At 60.1% G+C, this 23,780-nt stretch carries 26 protein-coding genes; 11 read left to right on the forward strand and 15 right to left on the reverse strand.

Annotation, left to right across the window (positions count from 1 at the left end; all coding sequences use genetic code 11):
• Positions 1 to 50: 50 nt before the first annotated feature.
• The 5 genes from AC5ZFO_RS07845 (at position 51) to AC5ZFO_RS07865 (ending at position 4,108) form a co-directional block, all read left to right on the forward strand.
• On the forward strand, positions 51 to 365 hold the full coding sequence (locus tag AC5ZFO_RS07845; protein WP_282520762.1) for a DUF1003 domain-containing protein: 315 nt from the start codon (positions 51 to 53) through the stop codon (positions 363 to 365).
• An 855-nt stretch (positions 366 to 1,220) separates the two neighbouring features.
• Positions 1,221 to 1,907 carry an antibiotic biosynthesis monooxygenase family protein gene (locus AC5ZFO_RS07850; protein ID WP_496121894.1) on the forward strand — a complete coding sequence of 229 codons (687 nt, stop codon included), beginning with the start codon at positions 1,221 to 1,223 and terminating at the stop codon, positions 1,905 to 1,907.
• A 440-nt stretch (positions 1,908 to 2,347) separates the two neighbouring features.
• Entirely contained in the window at positions 2,348 to 2,842 is a 495-nt protein-coding gene (locus AC5ZFO_RS07855; protein ID WP_496121895.1) for an OsmC family protein, read from the forward strand.
• Between the two features lie 7 nt (positions 2,843 to 2,849).
• A complete protein-coding gene (gene hemF, locus AC5ZFO_RS07860; RefSeq protein ID WP_496121896.1) occupies positions 2,850 to 3,737 on the forward strand; it encodes an oxygen-dependent coproporphyrinogen oxidase in 888 nt (295 codons plus the stop codon).
• The gene (locus AC5ZFO_RS07865) at positions 3,734 to 4,108 is read left to right on the forward strand and encodes a hypothetical protein (RefSeq protein ID WP_306664321.1); all 375 of its coding nucleotides are present in this window, start codon (positions 3,734 to 3,736) and stop codon (positions 4,106 to 4,108) included. Before hemF ends, AC5ZFO_RS07865 begins: the two co-directional genes overlap by 4 nt.
• A gap of 177 nt (positions 4,109 to 4,285) precedes the next feature.
• Here the strand turns inward: AC5ZFO_RS07865 and AC5ZFO_RS07870 are convergent, their stop codons facing one another.
• The 6 genes from AC5ZFO_RS07870 to AC5ZFO_RS07895 all read right to left on the reverse strand — a co-directional run bounded on the left by AC5ZFO_RS07870 (position 4,286) and on the right by AC5ZFO_RS07895 (position 9,074).
• Positions 4,286 to 4,696, reverse strand: coding sequence for a DUF488 domain-containing protein (locus AC5ZFO_RS07870; protein ID WP_282520758.1), 411 nt, complete (start codon positions 4,694 to 4,696; stop codon positions 4,286 to 4,288).
• Positions 4,697 to 4,743: 47 nt separating this feature from the next.
• Positions 4,744 to 5,289, reverse strand: coding sequence for a carboxymuconolactone decarboxylase family protein (locus AC5ZFO_RS07875; RefSeq protein WP_282520757.1), 546 nt, complete (start codon positions 5,287 to 5,289; stop codon positions 4,744 to 4,746).
• 317 nt (positions 5,290 to 5,606) lie between these two features.
• Positions 5,607 to 5,885 carry a hypothetical protein gene (locus AC5ZFO_RS07880; protein ID WP_496121897.1) on the reverse strand — a complete coding sequence of 93 codons (279 nt, stop codon included), beginning with the start codon at positions 5,883 to 5,885 and terminating at the stop codon, positions 5,607 to 5,609.
• Positions 5,886 to 6,700: 815 nt separating this feature from the next.
• Positions 6,701 to 7,789 (reverse strand): hypothetical protein, encoded by a 1,089-nt coding sequence (locus tag AC5ZFO_RS07885; protein ID WP_496121898.1) that lies wholly within the window; start codon positions 7,787 to 7,789, stop codon positions 6,701 to 6,703.
• Between the two features lie 71 nt (positions 7,790 to 7,860).
• Entirely contained in the window at positions 7,861 to 8,424 is a 564-nt protein-coding gene (locus AC5ZFO_RS07890) for a cytochrome P460 family protein (RefSeq protein ID WP_282520754.1), read from the reverse strand.
• Positions 8,425 to 8,435: 11 nt separating this feature from the next.
• Complete coding sequence (locus tag AC5ZFO_RS07895; RefSeq protein WP_282520753.1) at positions 8,436 to 9,074, reverse strand: cytochrome P460 family protein; 639 nt, start codon at positions 9,072 to 9,074, stop codon at positions 8,436 to 8,438.
• Positions 9,075 to 9,698: 624 nt separating this feature from the next.
• On the opposite strand from AC5ZFO_RS07895, the gene AC5ZFO_RS07900 reads away from it, so the two are divergent.
• From AC5ZFO_RS07900 to ccmB, 4 genes are all read left to right on the forward strand, one after another.
• Positions 9,699 to 9,917 carry a hypothetical protein gene (locus AC5ZFO_RS07900; RefSeq protein ID WP_282520752.1) on the forward strand — a complete coding sequence of 73 codons (219 nt, stop codon included), beginning with the start codon at positions 9,699 to 9,701 and terminating at the stop codon, positions 9,915 to 9,917.
• Between the two features lie 333 nt (positions 9,918 to 10,250).
• Positions 10,251 to 11,486, forward strand: a complete 1,236-nt coding sequence (gene hemA, locus AC5ZFO_RS07905) for a 5-aminolevulinate synthase (protein ID WP_496121970.1) — start codon at positions 10,251 to 10,253, stop codon at positions 11,484 to 11,486.
• A gap of 467 nt (positions 11,487 to 11,953) precedes the next feature.
• Positions 11,954 to 12,580: a heme ABC exporter ATP-binding protein CcmA gene (gene ccmA, locus AC5ZFO_RS07910; RefSeq protein WP_282520883.1), complete on the forward strand. Its 627-nt coding sequence runs from the start codon at positions 11,954 to 11,956 to the stop codon at positions 12,578 to 12,580.
• Between the two features lie 130 nt (positions 12,581 to 12,710).
• A complete protein-coding gene (gene ccmB, locus AC5ZFO_RS07915) occupies positions 12,711 to 13,373 on the forward strand; it encodes a heme exporter protein CcmB (protein WP_282520751.1) in 663 nt (220 codons plus the stop codon).
• 96 nt (positions 13,374 to 13,469) lie between these two features.
• On the opposite strand, the gene AC5ZFO_RS07920 is transcribed toward ccmB, so the two are convergent.
• From AC5ZFO_RS07920 to AC5ZFO_RS07955, 8 genes are all read right to left on the reverse strand, one after another.
• Entirely contained in the window at positions 13,470 to 13,946 is a 477-nt protein-coding gene (locus tag AC5ZFO_RS07920; protein ID WP_282520750.1) for a cytochrome c-type biogenesis protein, read from the reverse strand.
• Positions 13,943 to 15,940 (reverse strand): heme lyase CcmF/NrfE family subunit, encoded by a 1,998-nt coding sequence (locus tag AC5ZFO_RS07925; RefSeq protein WP_282520749.1) that lies wholly within the window; start codon positions 15,938 to 15,940, stop codon positions 13,943 to 13,945. The genes AC5ZFO_RS07920 and AC5ZFO_RS07925 overlap by 4 nt, the downstream gene beginning before the upstream one ends.
• Before the next feature lie 41 nt (positions 15,941 to 15,981).
• Complete coding sequence (gene ccmE, locus AC5ZFO_RS07930) at positions 15,982 to 16,434, reverse strand: cytochrome c maturation protein CcmE (protein ID WP_496121899.1); 453 nt, start codon at positions 16,432 to 16,434, stop codon at positions 15,982 to 15,984.
• Between the two features lie 3 nt (positions 16,435 to 16,437).
• A complete protein-coding gene (ccmI, locus tag AC5ZFO_RS07935) occupies positions 16,438 to 17,136 on the reverse strand; it encodes a c-type cytochrome biogenesis protein CcmI (RefSeq protein WP_282520747.1) in 699 nt (232 codons plus the stop codon).
• Positions 17,137 to 17,351: 215 nt separating this feature from the next.
• Positions 17,352 to 17,975, reverse strand: coding sequence for a DsbE family thiol:disulfide interchange protein (locus AC5ZFO_RS07940; protein ID WP_282520746.1), 624 nt, complete (start codon positions 17,973 to 17,975; stop codon positions 17,352 to 17,354).
• Positions 17,972 to 18,232: a heme exporter protein CcmD gene (gene ccmD, locus AC5ZFO_RS07945; RefSeq protein ID WP_496121900.1), complete on the reverse strand. Its 261-nt coding sequence runs from the start codon at positions 18,230 to 18,232 to the stop codon at positions 17,972 to 17,974. The genes AC5ZFO_RS07940 and ccmD overlap by 4 nt, the downstream gene beginning before the upstream one ends.
• A complete protein-coding gene (locus AC5ZFO_RS07950; protein ID WP_282520744.1) occupies positions 18,135 to 18,905 on the reverse strand; it encodes a heme ABC transporter permease in 771 nt (256 codons plus the stop codon). Before AC5ZFO_RS07950 ends, ccmD begins: the two co-directional genes overlap by 98 nt.
• A 729-nt stretch (positions 18,906 to 19,634) precedes the next feature.
• Complete coding sequence (locus AC5ZFO_RS07955) at positions 19,635 to 20,591, reverse strand: helix-turn-helix domain-containing protein (protein WP_282520743.1); 957 nt, start codon at positions 20,589 to 20,591, stop codon at positions 19,635 to 19,637.
• Between the two features lie 478 nt (positions 20,592 to 21,069).
• Between AC5ZFO_RS07955 and AC5ZFO_RS07960 the strand changes: the two genes are divergently transcribed.
• Positions 21,070 to 22,101 (forward strand): LysR family transcriptional regulator, encoded by a 1,032-nt coding sequence (locus AC5ZFO_RS07960; RefSeq protein ID WP_496121901.1) that lies wholly within the window; start codon positions 21,070 to 21,072, stop codon positions 22,099 to 22,101.
• Here the strand turns inward: AC5ZFO_RS07960 and AC5ZFO_RS07965 are convergent.
• The gene (locus AC5ZFO_RS07965) at positions 22,085 to 22,771 is read right to left on the reverse strand and encodes a redoxin domain-containing protein (RefSeq protein WP_496121902.1); all 687 of its coding nucleotides are present in this window, start codon (positions 22,769 to 22,771) and stop codon (positions 22,085 to 22,087) included. The genes AC5ZFO_RS07960 and AC5ZFO_RS07965 overlap by 17 nt on opposite strands.
• Positions 22,772 to 23,469: 698 nt before the next feature.
• On the opposite strand from AC5ZFO_RS07965, the gene AC5ZFO_RS07970 reads away from it, so the two are divergent.
• A complete protein-coding gene (locus tag AC5ZFO_RS07970) occupies positions 23,470 to 23,715 on the forward strand; it encodes a transposase family protein (protein ID WP_496121971.1) in 246 nt (81 codons plus the stop codon).
• Positions 23,716 to 23,780: the final 65 nt, after the last annotated feature.

Raw genomic sequence — 23,780 nt, forward strand, 5'->3', positions numbered from 1 at the left:
TCGTTTAGAGCGCAATCCTGTTTGTCTGGATAACGGCAAACCTGGCGGGCGTGATTAAAGGCTGGGTTCCCTCACCCGTTCATTCTTCTCAATCTCGCTCTTTCATTCGGTCGGCCTACGCCGCGCCAGCCATCATGATCAGCCAGAACCGGCGACAGGACATCGATCGCAGGGCTGCGGAGAATAACTACCGGATCAACGTAAAGGCGGAGCTTGAGATAGAGTTGCTGCATCAGCAGATCGACCAACCGCGCGAGCGCGAAATCCTCAAGCTAACGGAGGCCGTCAGGATGCTGACCGAGCTGCTGGGGCAGTTGGCGTCGGATGCACGCGAGTCCCATACGGAGAGCGGACGGCCGTCATAACGCGCGATTATCGACTTCATGGCATGACGTTATTTTCTATTCGCCGCGCGAAGTTGCATGCTTTAGCGGTGCCTTGCTCATCCGGCGCAGAACCGTTCAGCGTGTTGCGCGGGACGACGCTCCTTTCACCCGCGGAAGGAAAGCCGCCATGATCGCTCGCGGTTTCATAGGCCGCCAAACCGGATCAGAACTATCGGACCGGATTCCTCGGGGACAGCACCTCGTCTACAATTTGCCGGTGCACTCGGCCGGACCCACGCCTCGGATCGATCCCCGGGACTGGACTTTCATGTTGAAGGTCGGGCCTTGCCCGGTCAAAGCTTGGAGCTGGTCTGACTTCATCGCACTCCCACGAACCGGGATCACACGAGACATCCACGGCGTGACCTCGTTGTCTAAACCCAACATCGCTTGGGAGGGCGTAGCCGTCAACGACGTCCTCGCCGACGCTGGCATTAACCGCGCCCACTCCGCTAGCGCTCACACATGCCAACGACGGATGCTCCACCAACGTGCCACTCGCGGACCTCACGACTGGGAGGGCAATGGTCCCGGTCCGCCGCGCGACCACCGGGGCCGGCGCCCTGCTCGTCGTGCAGCATCTCTACTGACTGAAGCGATTGCCGCGGCGGCACGCTGGCAGAGCTACGCGACTGTCGAGGTGGCGACGAGGACGCCGGCTATTAAGAGCTGTTTCTTGCCTTTCCAAAACGTTCGACTACACGGCAGCAGAGCACGTTGACATGCTGCTGATTGTGCGCCCCAGCGGCTACACTGCCATTCGAGCTACTCGATCGCCGGGGCCCTTCGACATCGAGACGACTGCGTCACAGCACTCTAGGAGGGAAAACGAGCATGTTTTCAGTGATTTTCGAGATCTTCCCCAACAAAGAAAGCTGGGATGACGACTTCGACGACGCCGAGATGCTGCGCCCCGAGCTGGAGCAGGTCGAGGGCTTCGTCGACAACATCCGATACAAGAGCCTGATTCGCTCGGGCTGGATCCTTTCACTTTCGAACTGGCGGGACGAGAAGTCGCTCGTCCGCTGGCGTTCCCGCAGGCGCCATCACGAGGTTCAGCAGAAGGGCCGCGATGAAATCCTTGCAGACTACCACCTGCGCATCGGCCAGATCACCGCCGACAATCAGGTGCCGATGGGGTACGCCCTCACGGAGCAGAGGCTCGACGAGACCGAATTCGGGGATGGAACGACGGTCACATTGATCAATGCGACGCGCCCCGCGGAGTGGAAACAAACCAACAACCCGTACGATTGCGCCGAGTGGCTTGGCCTGAACCCGTGGGCCGCCGACAGCACGTCCTGGGACATCTTCGACGCCGTACTTACGCCCGGCGACCTGATGCTGCTCATATCCTGGAAGGACGCCGCCGCTGCGCAGGCCTACGAGGACGCTTCCGCGCCGAATGACAAGGTAAGGGTCCGGACAGTACGGATCGTACGCGACTACGGGAAATACGACCGTCGCGAGGCGCCTCAGTACTACGCAGACGCAAAGGGCGGCCAGACCCCCCACGCCTGACACCGCTCCGTCGGGAAGCGCCGGCCTGCTGCGAGTTCGACCGGCGCTCGCCAAGTCGCGAGCCTTGGAGGAGCGAGGGTCGCTCTCGCGAGGTGATAGCGTCGAACACGATCAAGGAGACCCGCCGAAATGACGAGCACAGTGGCCGATGCATCGCGGAATTTCTGGGTTCTGCTAACGGAGTCGCTCGTCTCGTCCCTCTTCGTGCTCGGCTCAAACATCATAGCGGTCTCGCTGCCTCGGATTGGACGGTCGCTCGAAGCGTCCTTCGCTGTCGTCCAGTGGGTGATCAGCTATTGCGTTCTCATCCTATCAGCGAGCGTGAGACTGCGCCGATGCGCGCGGAGACCCCCCAAAGATGCCGTGTCAACTGATCGACTGCCATGACTTCCTCTGACGGGCCAGCCGAGAGCCCTGTCAAACTTTGAAAGGAAAGCACGATGACGAATTCGAAAAATGATGGAGCTTTCCGCCCACAGGCTGTGGTGGCCGGCGACCTTGACGACGCTGGCACGCTTAACGGCCGTGCCGGCGCATCGGTGTTCTCGATCGGCAGCCCCGACGGCCGGGCCGGCATCGCGGGGGCGACCCCCTACGAATTGCTAAGCGCGTCGCTCGCCGCGTGCACGGCGATGACGATACGGCTGCAGGCGCGAAGGCGGAAGATCCCACTTTCCCACGTCGAGGTGGCCGTGTCGTATCACCATGGCGGGGATGGCGGCCGCGACTCCTTCGAGCGCTCCATTAGACTCGAAGGAAACCTTGGTGACGAGGAGCGCGCCCAACTGATGCAGGTCGCGAGCATGTGTCCCGTCGGGCGAACGCTCGGCCTCAGCGCCGACATCCGCACGACCGATAACGTCGGCGTCGGGCCGGCGGCAAGCTATTACGACGACCTGAGCGAGCTTCCGATCCTGAACATCGACCCGGACTAGTACCCGCATGGACACGTCCGTCACTGAAATGCGCAAAAGGAGGACCAGGGCCTGGTTCGAGTCGCTGCGCGACGACATTTGCGCGGCGTTCGAGCGGCTGGAGGACGAGGCGCCCGCCTCGCTTTACCCCGGTCGCGCTGGCCGCTTTGTGCGCACGCCCTGGCTGCGCACCGACCATAGCGGGGCCGCCGGTGGCGGTGGGGTGATGTCGATGCTGCGCGGAAGGCTGTTCGAGAAGGTCGGCGTGCATTGCTCGACGGTGCATGGCGCGCTCTCGCCCGAACTCCGCGCGCAGATAGAGGGCACGGCCGAAGACCCGCGCTTCTGGACCTCCGGCATTTCCCTGATCGCACATATGCGCAACCCACATGTGCCGGCGGTGCATATGAACACCCGCTTCGTCGTCACGACAAAATCCTGGTTCGGCGGCGGCTCGGATCTGACGCCGGTGCTGGATCGCCGCCGCACCCAGGTCGATCCGGATGCGATCGCCTTTCACGCGGCAATGAAATCGGCCTGCGACGCGCATGCGGCGGTTGGGTCCTACGACAAATATAAGAAATGGTGCGACGACTATTTCTACCTGCCGCACCGGAAGGAAGCGCGCGGCATCGGCGGCATCTTCTACGACTACTACGATTCCAGCGATTGGGACGCCGACTTCGCCTTCACGCAGGACGTCGGCCGCGCATTCCTGAAGATCTTTCCGGAACTGGTCCGGCGCAACCTTGCTACCCCCTGGACGGCGGCGGACCGCGAGGAGCAACTGATTCGGCGCGGGCGCTATGTCGAGTTCAACCTGCTGCATGACCGCGGTACGCTGTTTGGGTTAAAAACCGGCGGCAATATCGATTCGATCCTGTCGTCGATGCCGCCCGAGGTGAAATGGCCTTGAACCCGACGACCAGACTGCCGCACGCGATGCTGACCGATCTGGAGGACACCATCCTGTCGGCCCATGGCCGGCCGAGATGGCCTAGGGTCGCGAGCGAATTTGCGCCCGAGCTGGCACCGTCTTCGTCGCGAGAGGTCGCATCCGCAATTCTCGCCTTTACGCGAAACTTCTGGTCGATGGCCGAACGTGTGTGGCGGCTCAAGCTTGGCGAGGCGCGGCGTCCCTCCGTCAAAGGCGGCTTTGCCGCGCTCGCGGCAAGCGGCCTCGCCGCACTGTCCGACGATCGTGCGATCGTGCACGGCGATGACGATACGGCTGCTGGTGCGAAGGCGGAGAATCCCGCTTTCCATGTCGCGGTAGCCGCGTCGTAGCGTCATGCCCGGGATGGCGGCCGCGACTCCTTCGGGCGCCCCATAAGGCTCGAAGAAACCCTTGGGGGCGAGGAGCGCGCCCAAATACAGGCCGCGAACACGTTTCCCGTCGGGTCGACGCTCGGCCTCAGCGCCGACATCCGCACGAACGAACGTCGGCGTCGGGCCCGCGGCAAACTATGACGACGACCTGAGCGAGCTTCCGATCCCAAGCATCGACTTCGACTCGCCTGCCGCGAGATAGTCCGCGAGTGCCACGGCGTTGTTACGCTCGGCGTCGTGCGCGCCGAAGAGCAGCGTGACTTTGCCCGCCGATACAAGTTCCGTGAGGTGATCGACGGCGGCGTGATTGGAGCGGAGCTCCTCGAAGTATCGCTTCTGAAACTCACGCCAGCGGTTCGGGATATGGCCAAACCAGGTCCTGAGGCCGGCGCTCGGTGCGATGTCCTTCAGCCACACGTCGACGCTGGCTTGCTCCTTCGTGAGCCCGCGTGGCCAGATGCGGTCGACAAGCACCCTCGTGCCGTCCGAGGCCTGGGGCGGCTCGTAGACGCGCTTGACACTAGGCCGCAGGGGCCGTCGAGACATTGGGTTCTCCAGGCGCCCCTCCCCAAAGAAACGAGGGGGACCTCGCTTCAGCGTGCCTTCGCGGGACTGACCTCGGGAAAATCGATCGGGGTCTGCACCGCATTGTTCATGAAGTTGGTCAACAGGAACTGGGCAGTCAACGCGATCATCTCGACGATGTTTGCATCCGTCCACCCCGCATCCCTGACCGCCGCAAACTGGGCGTCCGAAACTTTACCGCGCGTCTCGATGAGTGCTTTCGCGAAGGCAACCGCAGCCTGGCGCTTGGGATCGCTCGAGCGGCCCTCTCTGTTCAGCTCGATTTCGTCCACGGGGACTTTGGCCAGGTTGGCCGCGGTGAAGCTGTGTGCAGCCAGGCAGTAGTCGCAACCGTCCGCCTCCGACACTGCCAGTGCGATGCCGTCTCTCGTTTTGACGTCCAGCGTCTTCGCAAGCGATCCCATTAGGGCAGCCCAGCCTGAGATCGCGTTCGGGCTGATCGACATGAGACGATGCAGGTTGGGAACGAAGCCCAGTATCTTGTCGATGTTGTCGAGGATAGGCTTGGACCCCGCGAGGGCGTCCTCGCGCTTCGGAATGGCAATACGGGGCACTTGACCTCCTGCTGCAGTTCGCAAACGTTCATCGGGTCCGTGACGATGCAGGCCGTCACCGACGCCAATCATCTCGGCCAGTGGTGGTCACTGGACTGCCTCGAAGATTAGGGCACGTCGCGCCGCGGCGATCATGTTTCTTGATCATGCAATCGATAACAGCAGGTCATAGTTTGAGCACCGACCGGCGCACTGATGTCACGTGTCCCGGACTTCGTTCCCAACTGCGCCGACTCGCCCCGCGGACCGACGTGTACCGGCAGCTCACTCATCTCGCTTTCCAGGTCTAAGAAGCGCTCCCTGTCAGGCTCGAACGTTTACTCCAATTCGGGCTCGGTGAAGCGAGGCATGTGCTGCGGGCAATTCAATCCGGAGCAAGACAACGCGCTCGACCTTCGCTTTGTAGCCAGCCGCCGCGTCAGATCGGCGTCGTCCTTCAACTCTCTCAATTCCACAAGCGCGAAGAGCTTGAGCCGCCAACGGTTCGGGTAGTTCATCAGCAAGCGCGGCACGGTCGTTGGCGCCGGCGTTGCCGATTCCGGTGCACTGCCCATTGCTTGGACGCTCGCGAAGCCGAGCTTCTTGTCGTTGAGCAAGTTGAAGTCGAATCCGGGCGGCCCACCCCTGTGGTGCACGTAAGACCAGGCACTCTTCGAGACAATGGCCGGGTAGAAGCTATCGCGTTCGGGTGGATGAACAATGCAGACTAGCGACTTGGCGGCCTCGTCTCTGTCGCTGCGCTCGGATGCGCGTTCGGAAGCACGTCCGCGTCGGCCCTTGCCTCTGTTACTGTTGCCGAGGCATACCGGCACGGTGATCCGCTTCGTTCGAAAGCAGGCCCGATGACCATAACCGTGCGCAATGCATAGAAGAGCGCGAGGCGGCGACAAGAAAGCGGATTTGCATCGCCTGCCGCACGCTAGAGCTTGATACGGCATCGAGTGGAAACAGCCTGAGCGTCGAAGCTGGATCAACTACGCGTTATTATGCGGTGGTCGCCGACGCGGGCGATCTTGGCGTGGTGACCCGTCTCAAGCCGGTCGACGGCACGACAAATCCCACGATCGCCTCGAAAGCCGACGATACTCTCGGGTACAGAGATGTTGTCGACGAAGGCATCGGCATGGCGACCAGGGCAGTGCAGCGGCGCTACCGGCGTCGCTACCGCGATCGCCAATCGGCTCGCAGCTTCCGTCGGAGCAGAGTCCAGGTTGGACGGCGACCTTGTCCTTCAACGTGGCAGCATCGGTTGCGAGGGCCACCAGATCATCGACGACGCCTACAAACAGAGAGGGCGTTGGGCTCGAGCGCGCTCATCGAACTCGCATCGACGTGGGGGAGCGTCGGTGGCTCAGAGACCGATTGCGCTCCCCCGCATGGACCGGGGAAGCGCAGTTATTCGGCCAGGAGATCATTCATTGGTGAAGCCTACGACCGGACAATTCACGAGATTCCCCGTCGTCTTCACCGGTCCCCCCGCAGGGCTCACCAGTAAGCCCGACGCACTTTTGGCTTCGAGATCGTCGCCGTCAGTGATCAGTTTCCGTTGATCCTTCGAGATAGCGTCCTTAGTCCACTCGGCCGGACGTACGTCCCACATCGGAGAGTATCCCGCGCTGATCTCCTTGAAGTTCGCGAGGATGTCGAGCGAGGGCCCCTCTCCGTTGAGAGCGCTGTTGAGCCCCTGCCGGTTCGGATCTTTCGCTCCCATCTTGCCGTTCACAATCGTATAAATCACCTCAGTCGCGCCACTCTGAAGAATGTCACTTTCTGCCGGCGCAAAGGTGGAGGACTCGAGGGTCGCCGACTCCTCGGAATTTGCGTCAAAACTAAGATAACGCAGGTGTTTGCCGCTCGCGAAGCCAAACCGGAGTTTCAAGTCAACGGTGCCCTTATCAGGACAGATGCTCGCCACGGAGTCCGTCACGACCGAGTAATCAGGACTACCGTTGCAAAACGCGATTTTCTCGGGTCCGACATTGAACGCGATGACCGGAGCATTAAAGACAAGGTCCTTATTGTTCGTAACCCGAACCAATGGGCTGTAGTGCGCATCCCCGACAGACCCGGCTCGGGCCGTTTTAGGAGGGAACAAATTGGGCGCTTCGCCCGCCACTAACGTCTGGGGCGGTGAGAAATCGATCCGGCCCGATTTGAACGTGAAGTTACCCGAGTCGTCCATCTCCGCAACCCGAGTGCTCGTCAGGTCTTTGGCCTTACTGAGACTCGGCGCCCAAGTGAGCCCCATCTTATTCGAAGTAGCAAAATCGCTCACGTCGGTGAGAACGAACCAAACAGTTTCTCCCGAAGAAAGACGCCCGCGATGGAGCGGCAGCGTCACCACCTCTCGTACGAGGTCCACTTGGCCCGACATAAGGAACTGCTTCGTGATTTTTTTTTCGGCAGTGGCCGCTAGACTCCCTTGAGGTGCCCATAACGACACTACAAAGATCATCATCGATCCACAAATACATCTGCTGAACTTTTTGCTAGGCTTCATGACCCTACCTCTTATCCGCATCTCGCCCGGTTTCACCCACGCAACATTCAAGCCTGGGTTGCCTCTGGTCGTCATTTCTTCAAACCGGGATAGCCTTGCACATAGATCCAGTCGGTCGCCTTGGCTGGGATGTGGCAGCCTAGGCAATCCGAGCGAAAATTCGTTGAGGTCGTTTTCACCGGGTCACGCGCGTCGAACCAAGACCAACCCCAACCATTGCCCCACAGCTTATTATTGGGGTGACTGTCCTTGCTGTCCTTCACCATCATGAACCAGCCTTTGAGACTGTCTTGATGGCTGACCGTCCCAGTCGTCATCTCCGAAGTGGCCGCTCCGTAAACCTCCTTCACCAGGATCGAACCTTCGGGGAATTTGCCCATCGCGCGATAGGCGACCGCAGATCCTGGCGAAGCGTAGACGGCGTGAATCTCCTTAGCACCGTTGTCACCTGCGACAGACCAACTCCCAAGGAATTCGTAGGTGGTTCGGTAGTCCTTTGGGATATGCATGTTGCCTGCCGCATCAACAAGTTGTTCCTGCGCTGGTGCGGGCTGGCTATCCACTGGCTGCGAAGCAAGGCACCCGACGGCCGCGACGATGAAGGACGCCACGGCCGTACCTCTGAGGAATTTCATCACAGTTCCTCCTACTGTTTTACAGTTTGGCCGGGCGGCACCGGCACCTGGTCGAGCAACGCGTAGAACTGTGTCCATACGTCATCCCGTTTCGCACTTGCAATGTGACAGTAGGCGCATTCCTCGATCGGCCGGACTTTGGCGGTGGCCGCCTTGGGTTCATGGTGGTTGAAGTTGTAATAGCCCCAGCCATCGGTCGCCTTATATCTCACGGTGTCCTTGACAGTCACATCCGCCCCGTTGAAGGCGCCCGGGAAGAATCCCTTCCCCGATGGTGCGGTTTTCGAACCGTCCGGATGAGTGGCGGGCTGCATGAGCTGCAGTTCTTTCACGAAGATTGTTCCTTCAGGGAAGACGCCCGTTTTCTTGTAGATCTCGTAAGAACCAGGCTCGATATATACGTTATGAAATTCAGGGAAGTTTGCTTGAGGCGGATTCAAAAAATTGGGCGTCAGTGGCGAACCGACATAAACCCACTCGTGAAAATTCTTTGGCAGAACTAGGTCGCCATCTTTCGTGTATTCGGGAAGATAGCGGCCGGTGGCGTGCCAATCGTCAGGCGGTGGAAGCTGTGGTTGCTGTGCGAAGACTGCGGTTGCCATAGCGCCAGCGCCGAGGACGGCGGCAAGTGCCAATACTGTTCGTCTCATGATCTCTCTCCTCTGACCAGCTGTATGTCACCGAATGAGGCAGTGACGACATTTGTGCGCAGGTGGTCTCGTTAACTACGCACAGGTCAGATTAAACGCGGGTGCCTGTATGCGGAAGCAACGAAGGGGCATGCAATTGATGCCGGTCGGGAATGACGTTTCTCGAACTGTCGATGTTTGGTCATAGGAGGTTCTGGTTCCTCGCGGCTATACCCATTGAGGCGGCGTCAGTTTCACGGCCGCGATCGCCACGGACAGGCAATACCAATCTCGAAAACCGCCCTCCGATCGACACTGCTTCGTGCGTCGCTTTGCTGGCTGCGTCACATGCTGGTTTCGATGCTTCGTTTCTGTAACGGCGCTCGATCGGTCATTCGTCCACTCGTCGGGGTCTCGCTTCTGTACGGAATCGGCGCAAGGCCGCCACCCGATGGGATTGAAAGACTATGAAGCTGACCAATCCAATCCGCGCGATTGTCACCTCACCGCGAAGTACGGGATAGCGTGATCCATCGTCCAAAGGCACTTCGTTTCGAGAAGGCCTGATGTCGTACCCGGACCGACATGTTCTCGCCTCTCAGATTTCTGCAGCGTCGAAGGAGCTCTTTCGGTACACGGGCGCCGATGTTTGGTAACGTGACTTCCGCGCTCGAGGCTGAGAGCGGACGCCTGGGGCTGCCGTCGCTCGATCGCATGGCGGATCAACGCACCACCATCGTGACTGCTCATCGGTTCGCCACCGCGCAAGAGGCGGACCGTATCGTTGTGATGAAAATAGCCGCAGCGTCGAGAGGATTGCATTCGAACCTCACAAGGCAGCCCGATTATCAGTCCTGCAATTAAGCCACTCTCATGGAGGGGACGGCAAAGCCGCCTCGATGATAGTTCCATCGGAATCGGGCGTAGGTTTGCGGAATGGGCCTCAGACGCAGGCCAATTTGAGCTGTCTCAGACGGCGCCCGGCCATAACCGGGGGTCATGCAAATGATAGCTGAGACGCGCGCGAAGTCCTCTGCGTGATGAGCTACGGTCGAGCGATGGTCAGGAGAGATTGAGATGGATGGTCTGGACTCGGCAAGGTGGCAAGCAAGGCATCCGGGACACGGAAGCGTAGGTAATAGACATTTGTGTGTGGATGTAGTGCCGGGACAAGGTGCTTTGACATCGTCCAACCGGATGTTCGCTACGGACGAGAGCAATTGCGCGGCCGAAGTATACGAACGTCATTTTCACGACTCTCTTGAGCGCCTGCACGGGGAGCAGCGTTATCGCGTCTTCACTGACATCGAGCGCATCTCCGGCCGCTTCCCAGCCGCCAAATGGCGCCGGTCTGACGGCACCGTTACGGAGATCACGGTTTGGTGCTCGAATGACTATCTCGGCATGGGACAGCATCCAGAGGTCGTGAGCGCGCTGACCGCAACGGCTCACCGCTGCGGCGCGGGAGCGGGTGGAACGCGCAACATCGCCGGAAATAATTCACCCTTGGTCGATTTAGAGCGCGAGCTCGCTGATCTGCATGGGAAGGAAGCGAGCCTCGTCTTCACCTCCGGCTACGTATCGAACCAGGCCAGCATCTCGACGATCGGTAAGCTGATCCCGGACTGCGTGGTCTTATCTGATGCATCCAACCACAATTCGATTATCGAAGGCGTCCGTCAATCAAATTGCGCAAAGCGGATTTTCCGCCACAACGATCTCGGTCACCTTGAGGCGCTGCTGCGCGAGGCGGGAAACCGCCCCAAGCTAATCGTGTTCGAGTCCGTGTATTCGATGGATGGCGATGTGGCACCGATCGGCGCCATCTGCGACCTTGCGGACCGGTATGGCGCGATGACCTACCTCGACGAAGTTCACGCTGTGGGCCTCTACGGCGCTCACGGGGGCGGGATCAGCGAGCGTGATGGCGTGATGCACCGCGTGACCGTGATCGAGGGTACCCTCGCCAAAGGATTCGGCTGTGTTGGCGGCTATATCTCAGCGTCGCGATCGATCTGCGACGCTGTGCGCAGCTTCGCGCCTGGATTCATCTTCACGACAGCACTCCCTCCGTCAATTGCCGCCGCAGCCCGTGCGTCAGTTCGTTACCTGAAGCACTCGTCTGCCGAGCGCGAAGCACACCAACGGCAAGCCGCTGCAACGAAGCAGGCGCTCCAAGCCGCCGGGCTTCCGGTCCTCTCGACCGAAACCCACATCGTGCCTGTGATTGTTGGCGACGCGGAATTGTGCAGGGCGGCAGCCGATCGCCTTCTAGAGCGCCATGCCATCTATATCCAGCCGATCAACTATCCGACCGTTCCCCGCGGGACGGAGCGGCTTCGCATCACGCCGTCGCCATATCACGGGGATGCCCACATAGCTGAGCTCGCTGCTGCGCTCGCGGAGACCTGGGACACCCTCTCTCTTGCCTGAGAGGCGTGCTTGGGCCCCCATCGCAGCCGCCGCCCCCGGATTCTGCATCGAAAGGCGCGTCGGCTACCCCGGCGGGCGCAGACCAAGCTGGCAAGCCGTCGCGTGTCCCAGGTTACGGCCGAGGCAGCCAAGTTGGGACTATGGACCATCCGACGAAACCGTTGGGGGCATACCCGCCCCTTTTTCAACATAAGGATGTGATGCGCCTCAATCCAGTGGTTCTATCACGCGGCTAGTTTGCATGGGTCATCGCATGGCGCATCTTGCTGACGACGATCACAATCGGGCTCGCATCCTTCGAGTGGGCAGCCCCGAAGAACTGAACTGCCTCATCTTCTTGGGCGGTTCTCCCCAACGGCGCCGCCTTTCTCTCGAACATGCTGATCCACAATCGTTCATTTCGATGAGCACTCCAACCGCGCGTTCGAAAACGATCCGAACGAGACAACGGGCGAGCGAAAATGAAAATGGATATTGCGCAGCGGTGCTATCTCCTGCTCGAGAATCTGTCCGTCGCGCGCGGCGAGCGCGTGGTTTTCGGTGGGGTGTCTTTGCGACTGGGCTCGGGCGAAATCGCCGAAGTGACGGGTCCCAATGGCGTAGGCAAATCCACACTCTTGCGTGCGATCGCCGGTTTCTTGCCGCTGGGATCCGGCCGTATATCATGGGTGGAGTCCGAAGCCACGGATTCGGCGCTTCTGGCGGAGCGCATCCACTACGTAGGCCATCTCGACGGGCTGAAATCGGCGTTGACAGCCCGCGAAAACCTCGACATCGGCCGGGGACTTTTAGGGCGAGGTCGGCTAACCCCGTTAGAGGCGCTGGACCGCATGGAGTTAGCCCACGTTCTCGATCTGCCTGTCGGCTATCTCTCCGCGGGACAGCGCCGCCGCGTCGCATTGGCCCGGCTCCTGACTACCGATCGCCCTCTATGGCTGCTCGACGAACCGCTAACCGCACTCGACCGACATGCACGCGCCTTGCTGAAGGCTGTTGTCGCCGACCATATCGGAAGCGGAGGATTGATGCTCGCCGCAACCCACGAACAACTCGGTCTACCGGGGACAATCCAAGTCAGGCTCGAAGCGAGGTGAAGGTCGTCCCGTTGGGGTCCGGCGCGCACCTCCGTAGCCGCCTGTCTCAAAGTCGGGAGAGAAGAGGTCATGCCGCTCTTTCGATTTCCAAGGAGCTGTCTCGACGCGATTGCGACGCTGGATGGGGGCCATGACCCGTATTCTCCTCCTCGTTTTTCTTCGTGACCTCATGCTGGCGCGCCGCATCGGTGGAGGCGGGGTTCTCGGTCTGGTCTTCTTCCTCAGTCTCGTGACGGTCGTACCTTTCGCGATCGGACCTGACTTGCGCTTGCTGTCGCGCATCGGTCCAGCCATTCTGTGGATAGCGGCGCTCCTCGCGACTCTATTGGGCCTTGACCGTCTGTTCCAGGCGGATCACGAGGACGGTTCGCTGGACCAGATGTTGCTGTCGCCGGCGCCCCTAGAACTCATTGTTCTGTTGAAGTGCGTGGCCCACTGGTCCGTCACGGGGCTGCCCCTCGCTTTGCTCTCGCCTTTGTTTGGCCTGATGTTGGACTTGGACGGCCCGGCGCTCTGGGCGGTGCCAGCGACGTTGTTGGTGGGTACGCCGACTTTCACCTTTCTGGGAGCAATCGGTGCAGCCCTTACCGTCACGCTTCGGCGCGGCGGTCTCTTGTTGTCGATCCTCGTCGTGCCACTAGCCGTACCGGTGCTGATCTTCGGTGTCTCCGCGGCGCAGAGTGGCACAGTGCCCTTTCTGACGCCCTTCCTGATCCTTTGCGCGCTCGGACTCGCATCCGTCGCCCTCGCACCAATCGCCGCAGCCGCAGCACTCCGCGGCGCGGGAGAATGACGAGAGATGCAGAGGAAAGAGTTTGCTCAGGGGGCGCAGCCTTGGAACGACTCCGAACACCTCCGCAGCTAAGACCGCTTGACCATCAGGAAATGCCTACAGCGGAGTATCAGCGTCTAATACAGCCGCGAGCCGATCCCGCTCGGCTTGGCTTAAGGGCGTCGCCGGCGTGGACTGCAGGCGGCGCAAACCGAACAGGAGAGCGATCCCGCCCGCTACGAGCACCAAAGGCGGCATTCCCCAGAGGAAGGCGGTATCCAAATCGAGCGGTGGTTTCAGCAGGATAAAGTTCCCGTAACGCTTCACCAGAAAGGCGCCGACCTGTTCGTCGCTCTCGCCGAGATTAAGGCGTTCGCGCACTAGCAGTCGGAGATCCCGCGCGAGCTCTGCGTTCGAATCGTCGATCGACTGATTTTGGCACACCAGGCAGCGCAGCCCGGCTGAAATAGCCCGCGCGCGCGCCTCAAGTTTTGGGTCGGGCAGGACCTCGTCCGGCTGCACCGCCCTTGCCAAGCTGGGCGCGAGGCCTGCGAGTACGATCGAAAGCAGGAGAATGCGACGAAGCGAAGTCATTCGGCGGGCTCCGGCGCTGCGGGGTTGGCGATGGCGCGGACGCGAGCCGCGCGGCGCGTGAAGCCGATTCTGAAGCGTCTATCGGACAGCGACACGATCCCCCCGAACGCCATAATGACTGCGCCGATCCAGATGGCTGTCACAAGCGGCTTCCAGAACATGCGCGCGTCGATCGAACCATCCGCGTGCTGGTCCCCGAGCGAAATGTAGATCTGGCCAAAACCCAGCGTCACGATGCCTGCCTCCGTGACGGTGGTCTGTCGCGCGGGAAAGCTGCGTTTGGCGGGCTCGACGGTAGCCACGGCGCCGCCGCCCCGGCTGATGACGGTATAGGCTAGGACTTCGGAATAGTTCGGACCCTGCCGCGATCGAAGATTCTCGATGGTGGCTTGATAGGGGCCGAGATCAATCCCCTGGCCTAGCTTGACGGTCGCGATCCGCTCCACACCCCAACCGGTCGCCGCCAAGCCCATGAGTGTCACGCCAAAGCCAGCGTGAACGATCGCCGCCCCCCAGGCGGAGCGCGGTAGCCCGACCGCGCGGGCGAACATCACTCGAGCGGGCTGCCCACGTGCCCAGATACGCGACGCTACATCGGCGAACGAACCAACGATGAGGTAGACGGAGAGACCGAGACCGACCGCGGCGAGGACAGGGCCGCCTTGGATGATAGCAACGAGCACAAGGGCGACAACAAGGCCACCCAAGGCCGCGACCGTCACCCGTTGCGCCGCACCGAGCAGGTCGCCACGCTTCCAGGCGAGCGACTGACCGAGCGGTATCAGGAGCACGATCAGCGCCACTAGCGGACCGAGCGTTAAATTAAAGAACGGTGCGCCGACCGAGATCTTCTCCCCGGTCAGAGCCTCAAGCGCGAGCGGGTAGAGCGTGCCGGTCAAGACCGTAGCACAGCAGGTGGTGAGCAGCAGGTTGTTAACGGCGAGCGCGCTCTCGCGTGACACAGGAGCGAACAGACTACGCTGGCTCAGGGAAGGCGCTCGCCAGGCATAAAGCGCGAGGGAGCCGCCGATGAACACAGTCAGGATGACCAAGATGAAGACGCCGCGCGCCGGGTCGCTGGCGAAGGAATGAACGGAGGTCAGTACCCCTGAGCGCACGAGGAATGTGCCGAGCAGCGATAGCGAGAATGTAACTATCGCCAGGAACAGCGTCCAGATCTTGAGGGCTTCGCGCTTCTCCATGACGGCGGCCGAATGCAGAAGCGCTGTACCCGCAAGCCAGGGCATAAGCGACGCGTTCTCGACTGGATCCCAGAACCAGAACCCGCCCCAGCCTAAAGTATAGTAGGCCCAGTACGAGCCCATGGCGATGCCAAGCGTCAGAAAGATCCAGGCAATCAGTACCCAAGGCCGAACGTAGCGAGCCCAAGTGGCGTCTAGTCGGCCGCTTATCAGCGCCGCCACCGCGAACGAGAACACGATCGAGAAACCGACATAACCGAGGTAAAGGAGCGGCGGGTGTATCGCGAGGCCCAGGTCTTGTAGCAGCGGATTGAGGTCCTGGCCTTCAAAAGGCGCCGGAAAGTGTCGCCCGAAGGGATCGGAGGTGAACAGGATGAAGCAGAGGAACGCAAGGGAGATCCAGCCCTGGACTGCTAGCGTATTAGCTCGCAATTCGTTCGCCATGCCGCGCCCGAGAATCGCCACGGTCGCTCCGAAGGCCGCGAGGATCAGAACCCAAAGCAGCATTGATCCCTCATGATTGCCCCAAACGCCCGCGATTTTGTATACAAGTGGTTTGGTCGTGAGCGAGTTCTCGGCGACTGTCACGAGACTGAAGTCGGACACCACATGGGCGTAAGTCAGTGCCGCGAAGGCATAGCCCAACAAAAGGAACTGGGTGATTGCGGCAGGGACTGCAGTGGATGCGATTCTAGAATCATCACTGCGGGTCCCCCAGAACGGCAGAACTGACTGAAGCAGCGCGACTGCGAGAGCCAAAGCAAGCGCGTAATGTCCGGTTTCGACGATCATCCTTCGGTCCCATCGGCAGCAATGTTTCGTGGAGCGCGGCGCTATTCCGCTCGCGCGGATCTTTCGTTGCTCCAAGCGCCTTGTTGCTTGAGTTTGTCGGCTACGTCCTTGGGCATGTATCGCTCGTCGTGTTTGGCGAGCACGGTATCAGCATGAAAAAGATCCGGTCCCTCCACCGTGCCCTCGGCCACGACGCCCTGTCCTTCGCGGAAGAGATCCGGCAGCAATCCAGTGTAGCTGACCTTGATGTCGTGCTTCAGGTCGGTCACCGCGAAGACGACAGTCGACGATCCATCGCGGGTAAGTGAGCCACGTTTCACCAGGCCGCCGATACGCAGATGTGTTCCTCGCGGCGGCGCCCTTTCGGCCATCTGGGTCGGCCCGTAGAAGAAAACGATACTTTCGCGTAACGCAAACAGGATGAGCCCGACCGCGATGGCCAAAGTGAAGCCTGCTGCGTTGATGATAGCGAGCCGCGCGCCTTTTCTGGTCAAGGTCTATCCCTTCAAACCGAGCTGCCTGACGAGTTCGTCGATGCGTGCCGGCGCTTCCGCATCGTCTGCTAACTGGGAACGTGCGCTTGCGACGGCCGCCTCGGCCTTTTGGCGTTCACCCAATACGTCGTAAGACCTAATCAGTTGCAGCCATCCCTGAAGGTCATGGCCATTCTTCGAGAGATTCTCGGCTAGCCCTCCTACCATCCCGCGGATCGCGTCGCTTCGCTGCTCAGGAGCAAGCGCTGCGATGTCAGACCAAGTTTGGCCGGCGTGGATGTCAGGAACGGCGGCAGCGAGGGTGACGTCACCGCCCCTGCGCCTCGAGGCGATCGGCATGTCAGGCTGGCTGGGAGCGCCGACTTTAAGGTACGACGCGAGCCCGACGAGTGGCAGCACTAGGACGATCGCCAAGGCTGCAACGATGCGTCTTGACTGCCAGCGCCACGACAAACGCGGCCGCACCTCCGACGCCGAGTTAAGTGACACGAGCAGCCGGCGCCCGATCTCGGAACGCGTTGCCACGGCATCCTCGGGTGCTACCAGTCCACAACGGACGTCATCATCGGCCTCAGCCAGAAGGCCTCGATAGAAGGCGACATCGACATCGTGAGCACCAAGGCCCTCGCACCGCTCAGAGAGCGACCGAGTCAGCGCCAGCACGACCGCGGACGTCATCATTGCAAAGACCGCCCAAAGCACGTTTCAAGGCCTCCGCCCGTTTTTGCCACTGCGTAACGCACCACGTCGTCGGACATTCGCCGCCCTTGACAATCGGACTGCGCCTGAGTGTGCCAATTCCATGGTCTGATCGCTCACTCTTGAATTATTTAAGTCGATGGAATTCCATGCCGCCGAGGCAATAAAACACCTTCTTGCATCCATCGGGCGGGGATGGGGAGCCTGCAAGGCAGTCGTCATGGACGCTCTGCTTCGGCAATTGCGGTCATCAAAGCAGGTCGATTTGCTTCCGAGATGCCACCAACCAGCTTGTAGGCGATTGTGCCATCGCCCTTGATCACGTAAGTCTCGGGGACGCCATAGACGCCGAAATCGATCCCCGTTCGGCCGGACCGGTCAGTGCCAACCTGTGCGAAGGGATTCCGGTTGGCTGTGAGATAGGCTAGCGCGTTTCTGGGATCGTCCTTGTAAACGATGCCAGTAAGCTCCACCCCCCGTCGCTGCAGCGTCCGGTCGCTCGCCAATGCCATCAGGGCCCCGTGTTCTTCCCGGCACTCAGCACACCATGACGCGAACACGTTCACGATGGTCACGTGTCCTCTCCGCAGATCGGCGCTCGACAAGCCTGGTGGACCGGACGTCGAAAGCCCATCGAGGGGCTCCAGCGCAAACTGCGGTGCTGGCTTGCCGATCAGAGCCGAGGGCACGAGCGATGGGTCTCCGGAGCCAAGCCGCACCAAGAGTAATGCCGCAATTCCAAAGAATACCAGAAGCGGGATTATCACTCGCAGGCGCGCCAGTGCGCGTCGAGGGACCGCAACGCTCGCTGGGAAGTGAACCGAGGCTGGGATTTTGCTCATACGCATCTGCGCCGATCCGAGAGTTCAGGTAGTAGACGACGCAAGGTGCGGAGCTGAGCGCGATGGTCGATGAAGACCGCCGCGATCATTCCGGTCAGAACGATGCCCGTCACCAGAAACGCCGCCATGATGACTCCGCCATGCTGCACCATGATCTGCTCAGGACGCTTCGGCAGGCGGCATGCTAGCCATCGCGGATTCGCCCACGGCCGCCAACGTGATTGCAAGGCGCCGGGCGCGGCGTCGCATGATCTCATTACGGATCGCCATTATGTGGAGGGTCGCGAACAAAAGCGTGTATGCGAGCGCCATAGCGATTAGCGGCCATAACATCGAGCCAGCGATCGCCGAGCCTTCCATTCGGAACACCGAAGCGGGCTGGTGGAGAGTATTCCACCAATCAACCGAGAACTTCACGATCGGGATGTTGATGAAGCCCACCAAGGTCATGATCGAGACTGCTCGTCCCGCCCTACTCGGGTCCTCGATCGTTTGCCAGAGCGCAATCAGACCGAGATAGATGAGAAACAGAACCAACACAGAGGTGAGACGAGCGTCCCAGACCCAGTATGTGCCCCACATTGGTTTGCCCCACAGGGCGCCCGTGACGAGACAGATGAAGGTGAAAGCTGCGCCAAGCGGCGCAGCCGCCTTTTGTGCTGCATCGGCAAGTGGGTGACGCCAAACCAAGGATCCGAGCGCAGACGTCGCCATGAGCGTGTAGGCAAGCATTGCTGTCCAGGCGGCGGGGACGTGGATGTACATGATGCGCGCGGTCTCGCCTTGCTGGTAGTCGGGTGGCGCGTCGAATGTTCCAAAGAGACCAAGCGCGAAGGCGAAGGCTGTCGCCCCCCAAAGCCAAGGCAACAGCTTTGCGGCGATACGCAAGAAATTACCAGGATTGCTGTAGGCGGTGACGCTCAACTTCAACTTTCCGATCTCCTCGAAGCCAGCCCGAAAGCCGGGAATCAGCTCGCTTCCGACTGCGGCTCGAGACGAAGGACTTTGCCATTGGAGCGTCTGCAAGCCGATGAGTATTGCATCACACCAGAGACGATCTCACAAATTACTGTCGGTTATCGTTTCGATGTTCAGTGGGCGCCCAGAGTTTCGACATCTCCATCGCGTGGTGAGGCAGATGACAACACAATCATCGCGGCCGGTGCTCTCGACGACAGCTCGCCGGCGGCTCACGGAAGGTCGTCGGCAAGGCTTTCTCTCGTTGGCTCGAGCAGTTTAGCGTCCTCCACCCTGATCTGCAGGTTCCTTCTGCGTTAGCCTCAATCAGCGTGAGCAACCTCCTTCACGCGCGATGCGTACAATCCCGTAGTCCACCGAAAGAATGCATGTCCAAAGGGAGTTTCTAATTTCGTCGGCGGCGTCCGATCGTGAGGTTCATTTGGCCGCCCGAGCACGCGCGGCCGCTCGACAAGGATGGAAGCTATTGCGCCGAGCCACCGTGCCGCGCGCGGGCAGCACAGGAAGCACAGCAGCCTCAAACGCATACTGCGAATTAGTCAGAGGATCCCGTCGCCGCCGGATAGAGGAAATGTCCCGTAACTATCTATCCGACAACTATCTATCATAGTCCTGAATTCAGACGCGATCGCATCGCGGCGGCCTTGCCCACTGCGGATGCCGTCACCATGCGCCGTATCTTCAATCTGAGTTCTGTCCATCACCCTCGGATTTTGCTGGGCAGTATCCATGCACTTGGCGAAAGGCTCGGAGAAAGCTGCTGCGGCTCCCATAACCGACCGCCCGCGCGATCTGCTCGACAGAAGATGTCTTCGCGGCGAGCATATCGGCTGCACGCTTCATCCGAATTTGCCGGAGCGCGACCATTGGCGAACATCCTATCGCGCGCACAAAGCGCGCCATGAATGCGGATCGGCTCAAGCCGGCCTTCTGCGCCAAGGCCACGACGGAGTGATCGGCCGATGGTCGCGCCAACATATCGGCAAACGCAACAGCGATTTGACGGTCACTCAGAATAGAAAAGCGTTCGAGCCAAACGCTCGTCGACTTTAGGCTCCGACGGACCAGCGTGACGAGCACCTGCTTCAGGATGGCGGTCGTCATCGCCTGCATTCCAACCTGCCGGCCGCTGATTTCTGCCAACGCAGCCTGCAACTTTGACCCCAGTTCATCTTCGGGTTCGAAGCGCTCGACAATCGGCGTGGAAAGGCCCGCAAAGAGGTCGATCGACGAACCGAAAGTGGCGCGAAAGTACCCGCAGATCAGCATGACCATTGGGTCGACGTCCCCGGCGACAAATCGTTGAATACGCTCGCCGAAGCGCGGATCCCATTGCGCTTCAACCACATTCACTGTCGTGGCCGCTGTGCGGTCATCGACTTCGATGTGAAACGGCTTCTTGGCCGGTGTGATGACAAGTGTGTGAGGTAACAGAGGAAATGCGGAGAAGCCACCCACTACCATTCGTCCGGTCCCGGAAAGATTGTAGTGGATAGCCGGCGCGACCGCACTCCCGAATGACAGGCGCCAACCTGGACTGATCAAACACTCGATGAGCCCAATGACGTCGACATCCAAGGTTGCCATCAGCACATCGAGATCGGATCGAGGCAATGCAAGATCTGGACTATCGGACATGTGTTTCGGACCCTCGGGTTGAGCTGGTGTCCTAGTCTTGAGACAGGACAATTGCAAATCTTGGTGCTCCTTCATGGCTAGGACCGTGGGCATTTGCTCGCCATGACTGGCGGCCTGGGCGGAAGCTGGGAACCTCTTTTACAAGCGTGAGCGCGCCGCGCTTCCCACGGCCTCCATTCCAACCGTCCAGAACCGAGACGTTAGGAGATCCCTAAATGAGCAGAAAACACTTGATGAAAAGATGGCAGAGCCGATCCCGATGCGAACCCTGACATTTAACTGTCTCGCCTACAACCGCGACGTTAATAGCAAACACCATCGGTGAGAACACTTGCTGCAAGACGCGAGTCGACAATTCCGAGCGGACGCACAATATCTGCTTCCGCGGAAGCTCCGCGACAGACCGCTTGGCCATCGATGCGTACTATGGCAACGAACTGGAACGCGCCGAACCGCGGCAAATCTTTCGAGTATGAATATGCAACTCCAGCTTTATCAGGTGCGATATTTTCTAGCCCTAGCAAGGACGCTCAATTTTACGCGGGCCGCGGAGCAGTGCAATGTGACCCAGCCGGCGCTGACAAAGGCGATACAAAAGCTCGAGCAAGAACTCGGTGGCGCGTTGATTCATCGTGAACGTCACCTCACCCAGCTCACCGAGCTGGGCAAGATGATTTTGCCCACGCTGGAGAAAATATTTGCTGCCGCGGAGGCCGTACGGCTTCAGGCGCGAGGCTATCAAAAGAAGACAATCGCCCCGCTCAAGATTGGGCTGGTGCCGTCCGTCTCCGCCGCGCTCATTACGGAATTGCTCCTGGAGCTCGCCAGGATCATGCCGGACCTTCGGGTCGATCTGCGCGAGGCGGATGCCAACGGGCTCGTTGCGATGCTTTTGGATGGCGAGATCAATGCTGCACTCGTCGGTGACGCCGTGGAGCTACCTGAACGTATCGACCGCTGGCCGCTCTTCGAGGAGCGGTGCGTGCTCGTTCTATCTCGGAAACATCCGATGGCGGGGCGAACCGTTATCCCGCTCCAAGACTTGCATGAGGTGGTATTTCTCGAAAGACTCGGATGCGACGTCGCAGGCCGATTCAAGCACGCTTGTTTTGCTGACCATCCGGGCCCTAAAGTTGTGCACAGGAGCGATCAGGAAGGGCATCTTCAGCAGATGGCATCCGCTGGTTTTGGAGCCATCTTGGCGCCAGAGCACGCTCCCAGACTGCCGTCGCTCACCGCTATTCCAATTGAGGGCGACCCCGTCCGGCGAGAGGTGCAGCTTTTGGCCGTGGCGGGGAGGCAGTATTCGCCGGCGCTCGACGCCTTTATCAAAGTTGCTCGTGTTCGCGACTGGACGAGTGCGCTGGACGAACTCCGCCACTCGTCTGCCCCTGCCTCGAACAACGACAATGTTCGCAACGATGACGCACAAGGTGCAGGCTCCTTGATCCAAATCACGGGCCCCCGTCACTCGTCTCATTTCCAGTGCGACTCTAAGGGCGAGGCTTAGGCCCATCCAATTCGGACAGGGCAGCAAGCATGGTTTCGGTCTTCGCTCCCGTGATGGAGTCCGGCCCGACACACGCTCGACGGATGATCCCTCGTTGGTCGAGGACATAGGTGGCCGGCGTTGGCAACATGGAAAAGGGGAAGCCATGGGAAGCGCAGAGATCAACGCCGCGCCGCAAGAGACGGCTCTCTATCTCCGCCGGCACCACGGACACCAGGCCGAACGAAAGACTCACCCCAAGATCTAGGTCTGAAAGGATTTCCAGATCCAGTCGGCGATCGCGTTTGATATTGCGTAGCAAGTCTCCAGACTCGGGCGTTATGGCAATTGCTCTGGCGCCGGCAGCGCGGATACTAGGGGTGGCCTCATGAAGAGCGCGTAGACCAGCTGCGCACAATGGGGACCAAGTCCCGTAAACGAAGGTGACGATCAGTGGTGCAGTTTGCCGCAATTGCATAGATGAAACGAGCTTTCCATTTACCTCGGGGAGAAGGAAATCGGGGGCAAGTTCGTTCGCCTTCAGGGCGGCGTCAGGAACGCCCGCCTCTCGCAGCCACGATGAAAGCAGCCGGTCGGTTCGGATGTCTAGCATGCGAAAGCCACTCAAGGTCTCCGCGATGGGTTTGATCGGCGTATTAACTGGGCGCCCCTTCGAAACTTCGTCGTCCATTCTAGTTCTCCCCCAACGGCGCCCCTCGCGCCACCTGTCCGCTTATGTTTCTTGCATGGTGGCCGTGCGTTCTAAAAAACGATAATTCAACTTTGGAATGTTAGTCGTTGACGAATAATCGTTGGGAATAGTCGGCGGCCCCAAATATCGGGATGTGCCGCGGGCAAACGAAGCACCAGGCGCCGCTTCCGCAGAAGACACCGCGAGCGATGCATCTCATAGTCACCACGCCCGTGCACCCGCGTACCGAGCGACAGCATGAGGCATACGCCAACCATGGAGCGGAACGAACTGATACGAGCGGCGTGGTAGCGATCAGAATGCGCGGCATGTCGCCGCAGCATGATCATGGCGAACATCTGTTGTTGCTGATAGCGCATGCGCGCGATCTAATCGATCACGGACAATTCGCATTGCGGACCGCGCGAAGATTCCGGCTCTTCACCAGAGCAAAACACGCACACCGCCCTGTTGGGCCACTCCAGCCGTCGCTTCGACGATACCCAACGCGCGTGTCAATCGGCATTCAAAACTTGGGCGCCGACCCCAGCTTTGGGGGCAATATTGGGCTTTAACTCAGCTTTGATGCAGTTTGAATTCGCGTAGTGCATTTTCGGAGAGACTCAACGCCATACAACAATCGTTTAAGCGCTCTAGTCTGGTGCTGAGTGGTTTTGTTGTCGAAAGTACTCAACAAGATGCCGATCGGGCCATTTATCACGGTCTGCCCTTGGAGATTTCGGTCGTGCGGCACGGTTCCCTGGTGGGTGCACAACCATTACCGCCGCCATGTGACTGATCCGCCGCTGTGGGGACGAAATGTTCAGCTCGTGGTCACTGCCCGGCGCTTCCGCTGCGACGCCCCTTCGCCGACGACGTATTGGCTCCATGTACGGGCGCGGAAAACTCGTTTGCTTCAGGTCAGACTAATCGGCACGGGATAAGCGGAGCTGCACCAAAAATGCGTCAGAACCAATATTGCAGGCCGAATAACGGGCGGTGGAAGAAC

The organism is Bradyrhizobium sp. Unk1 (assembly GCF_059512345.1).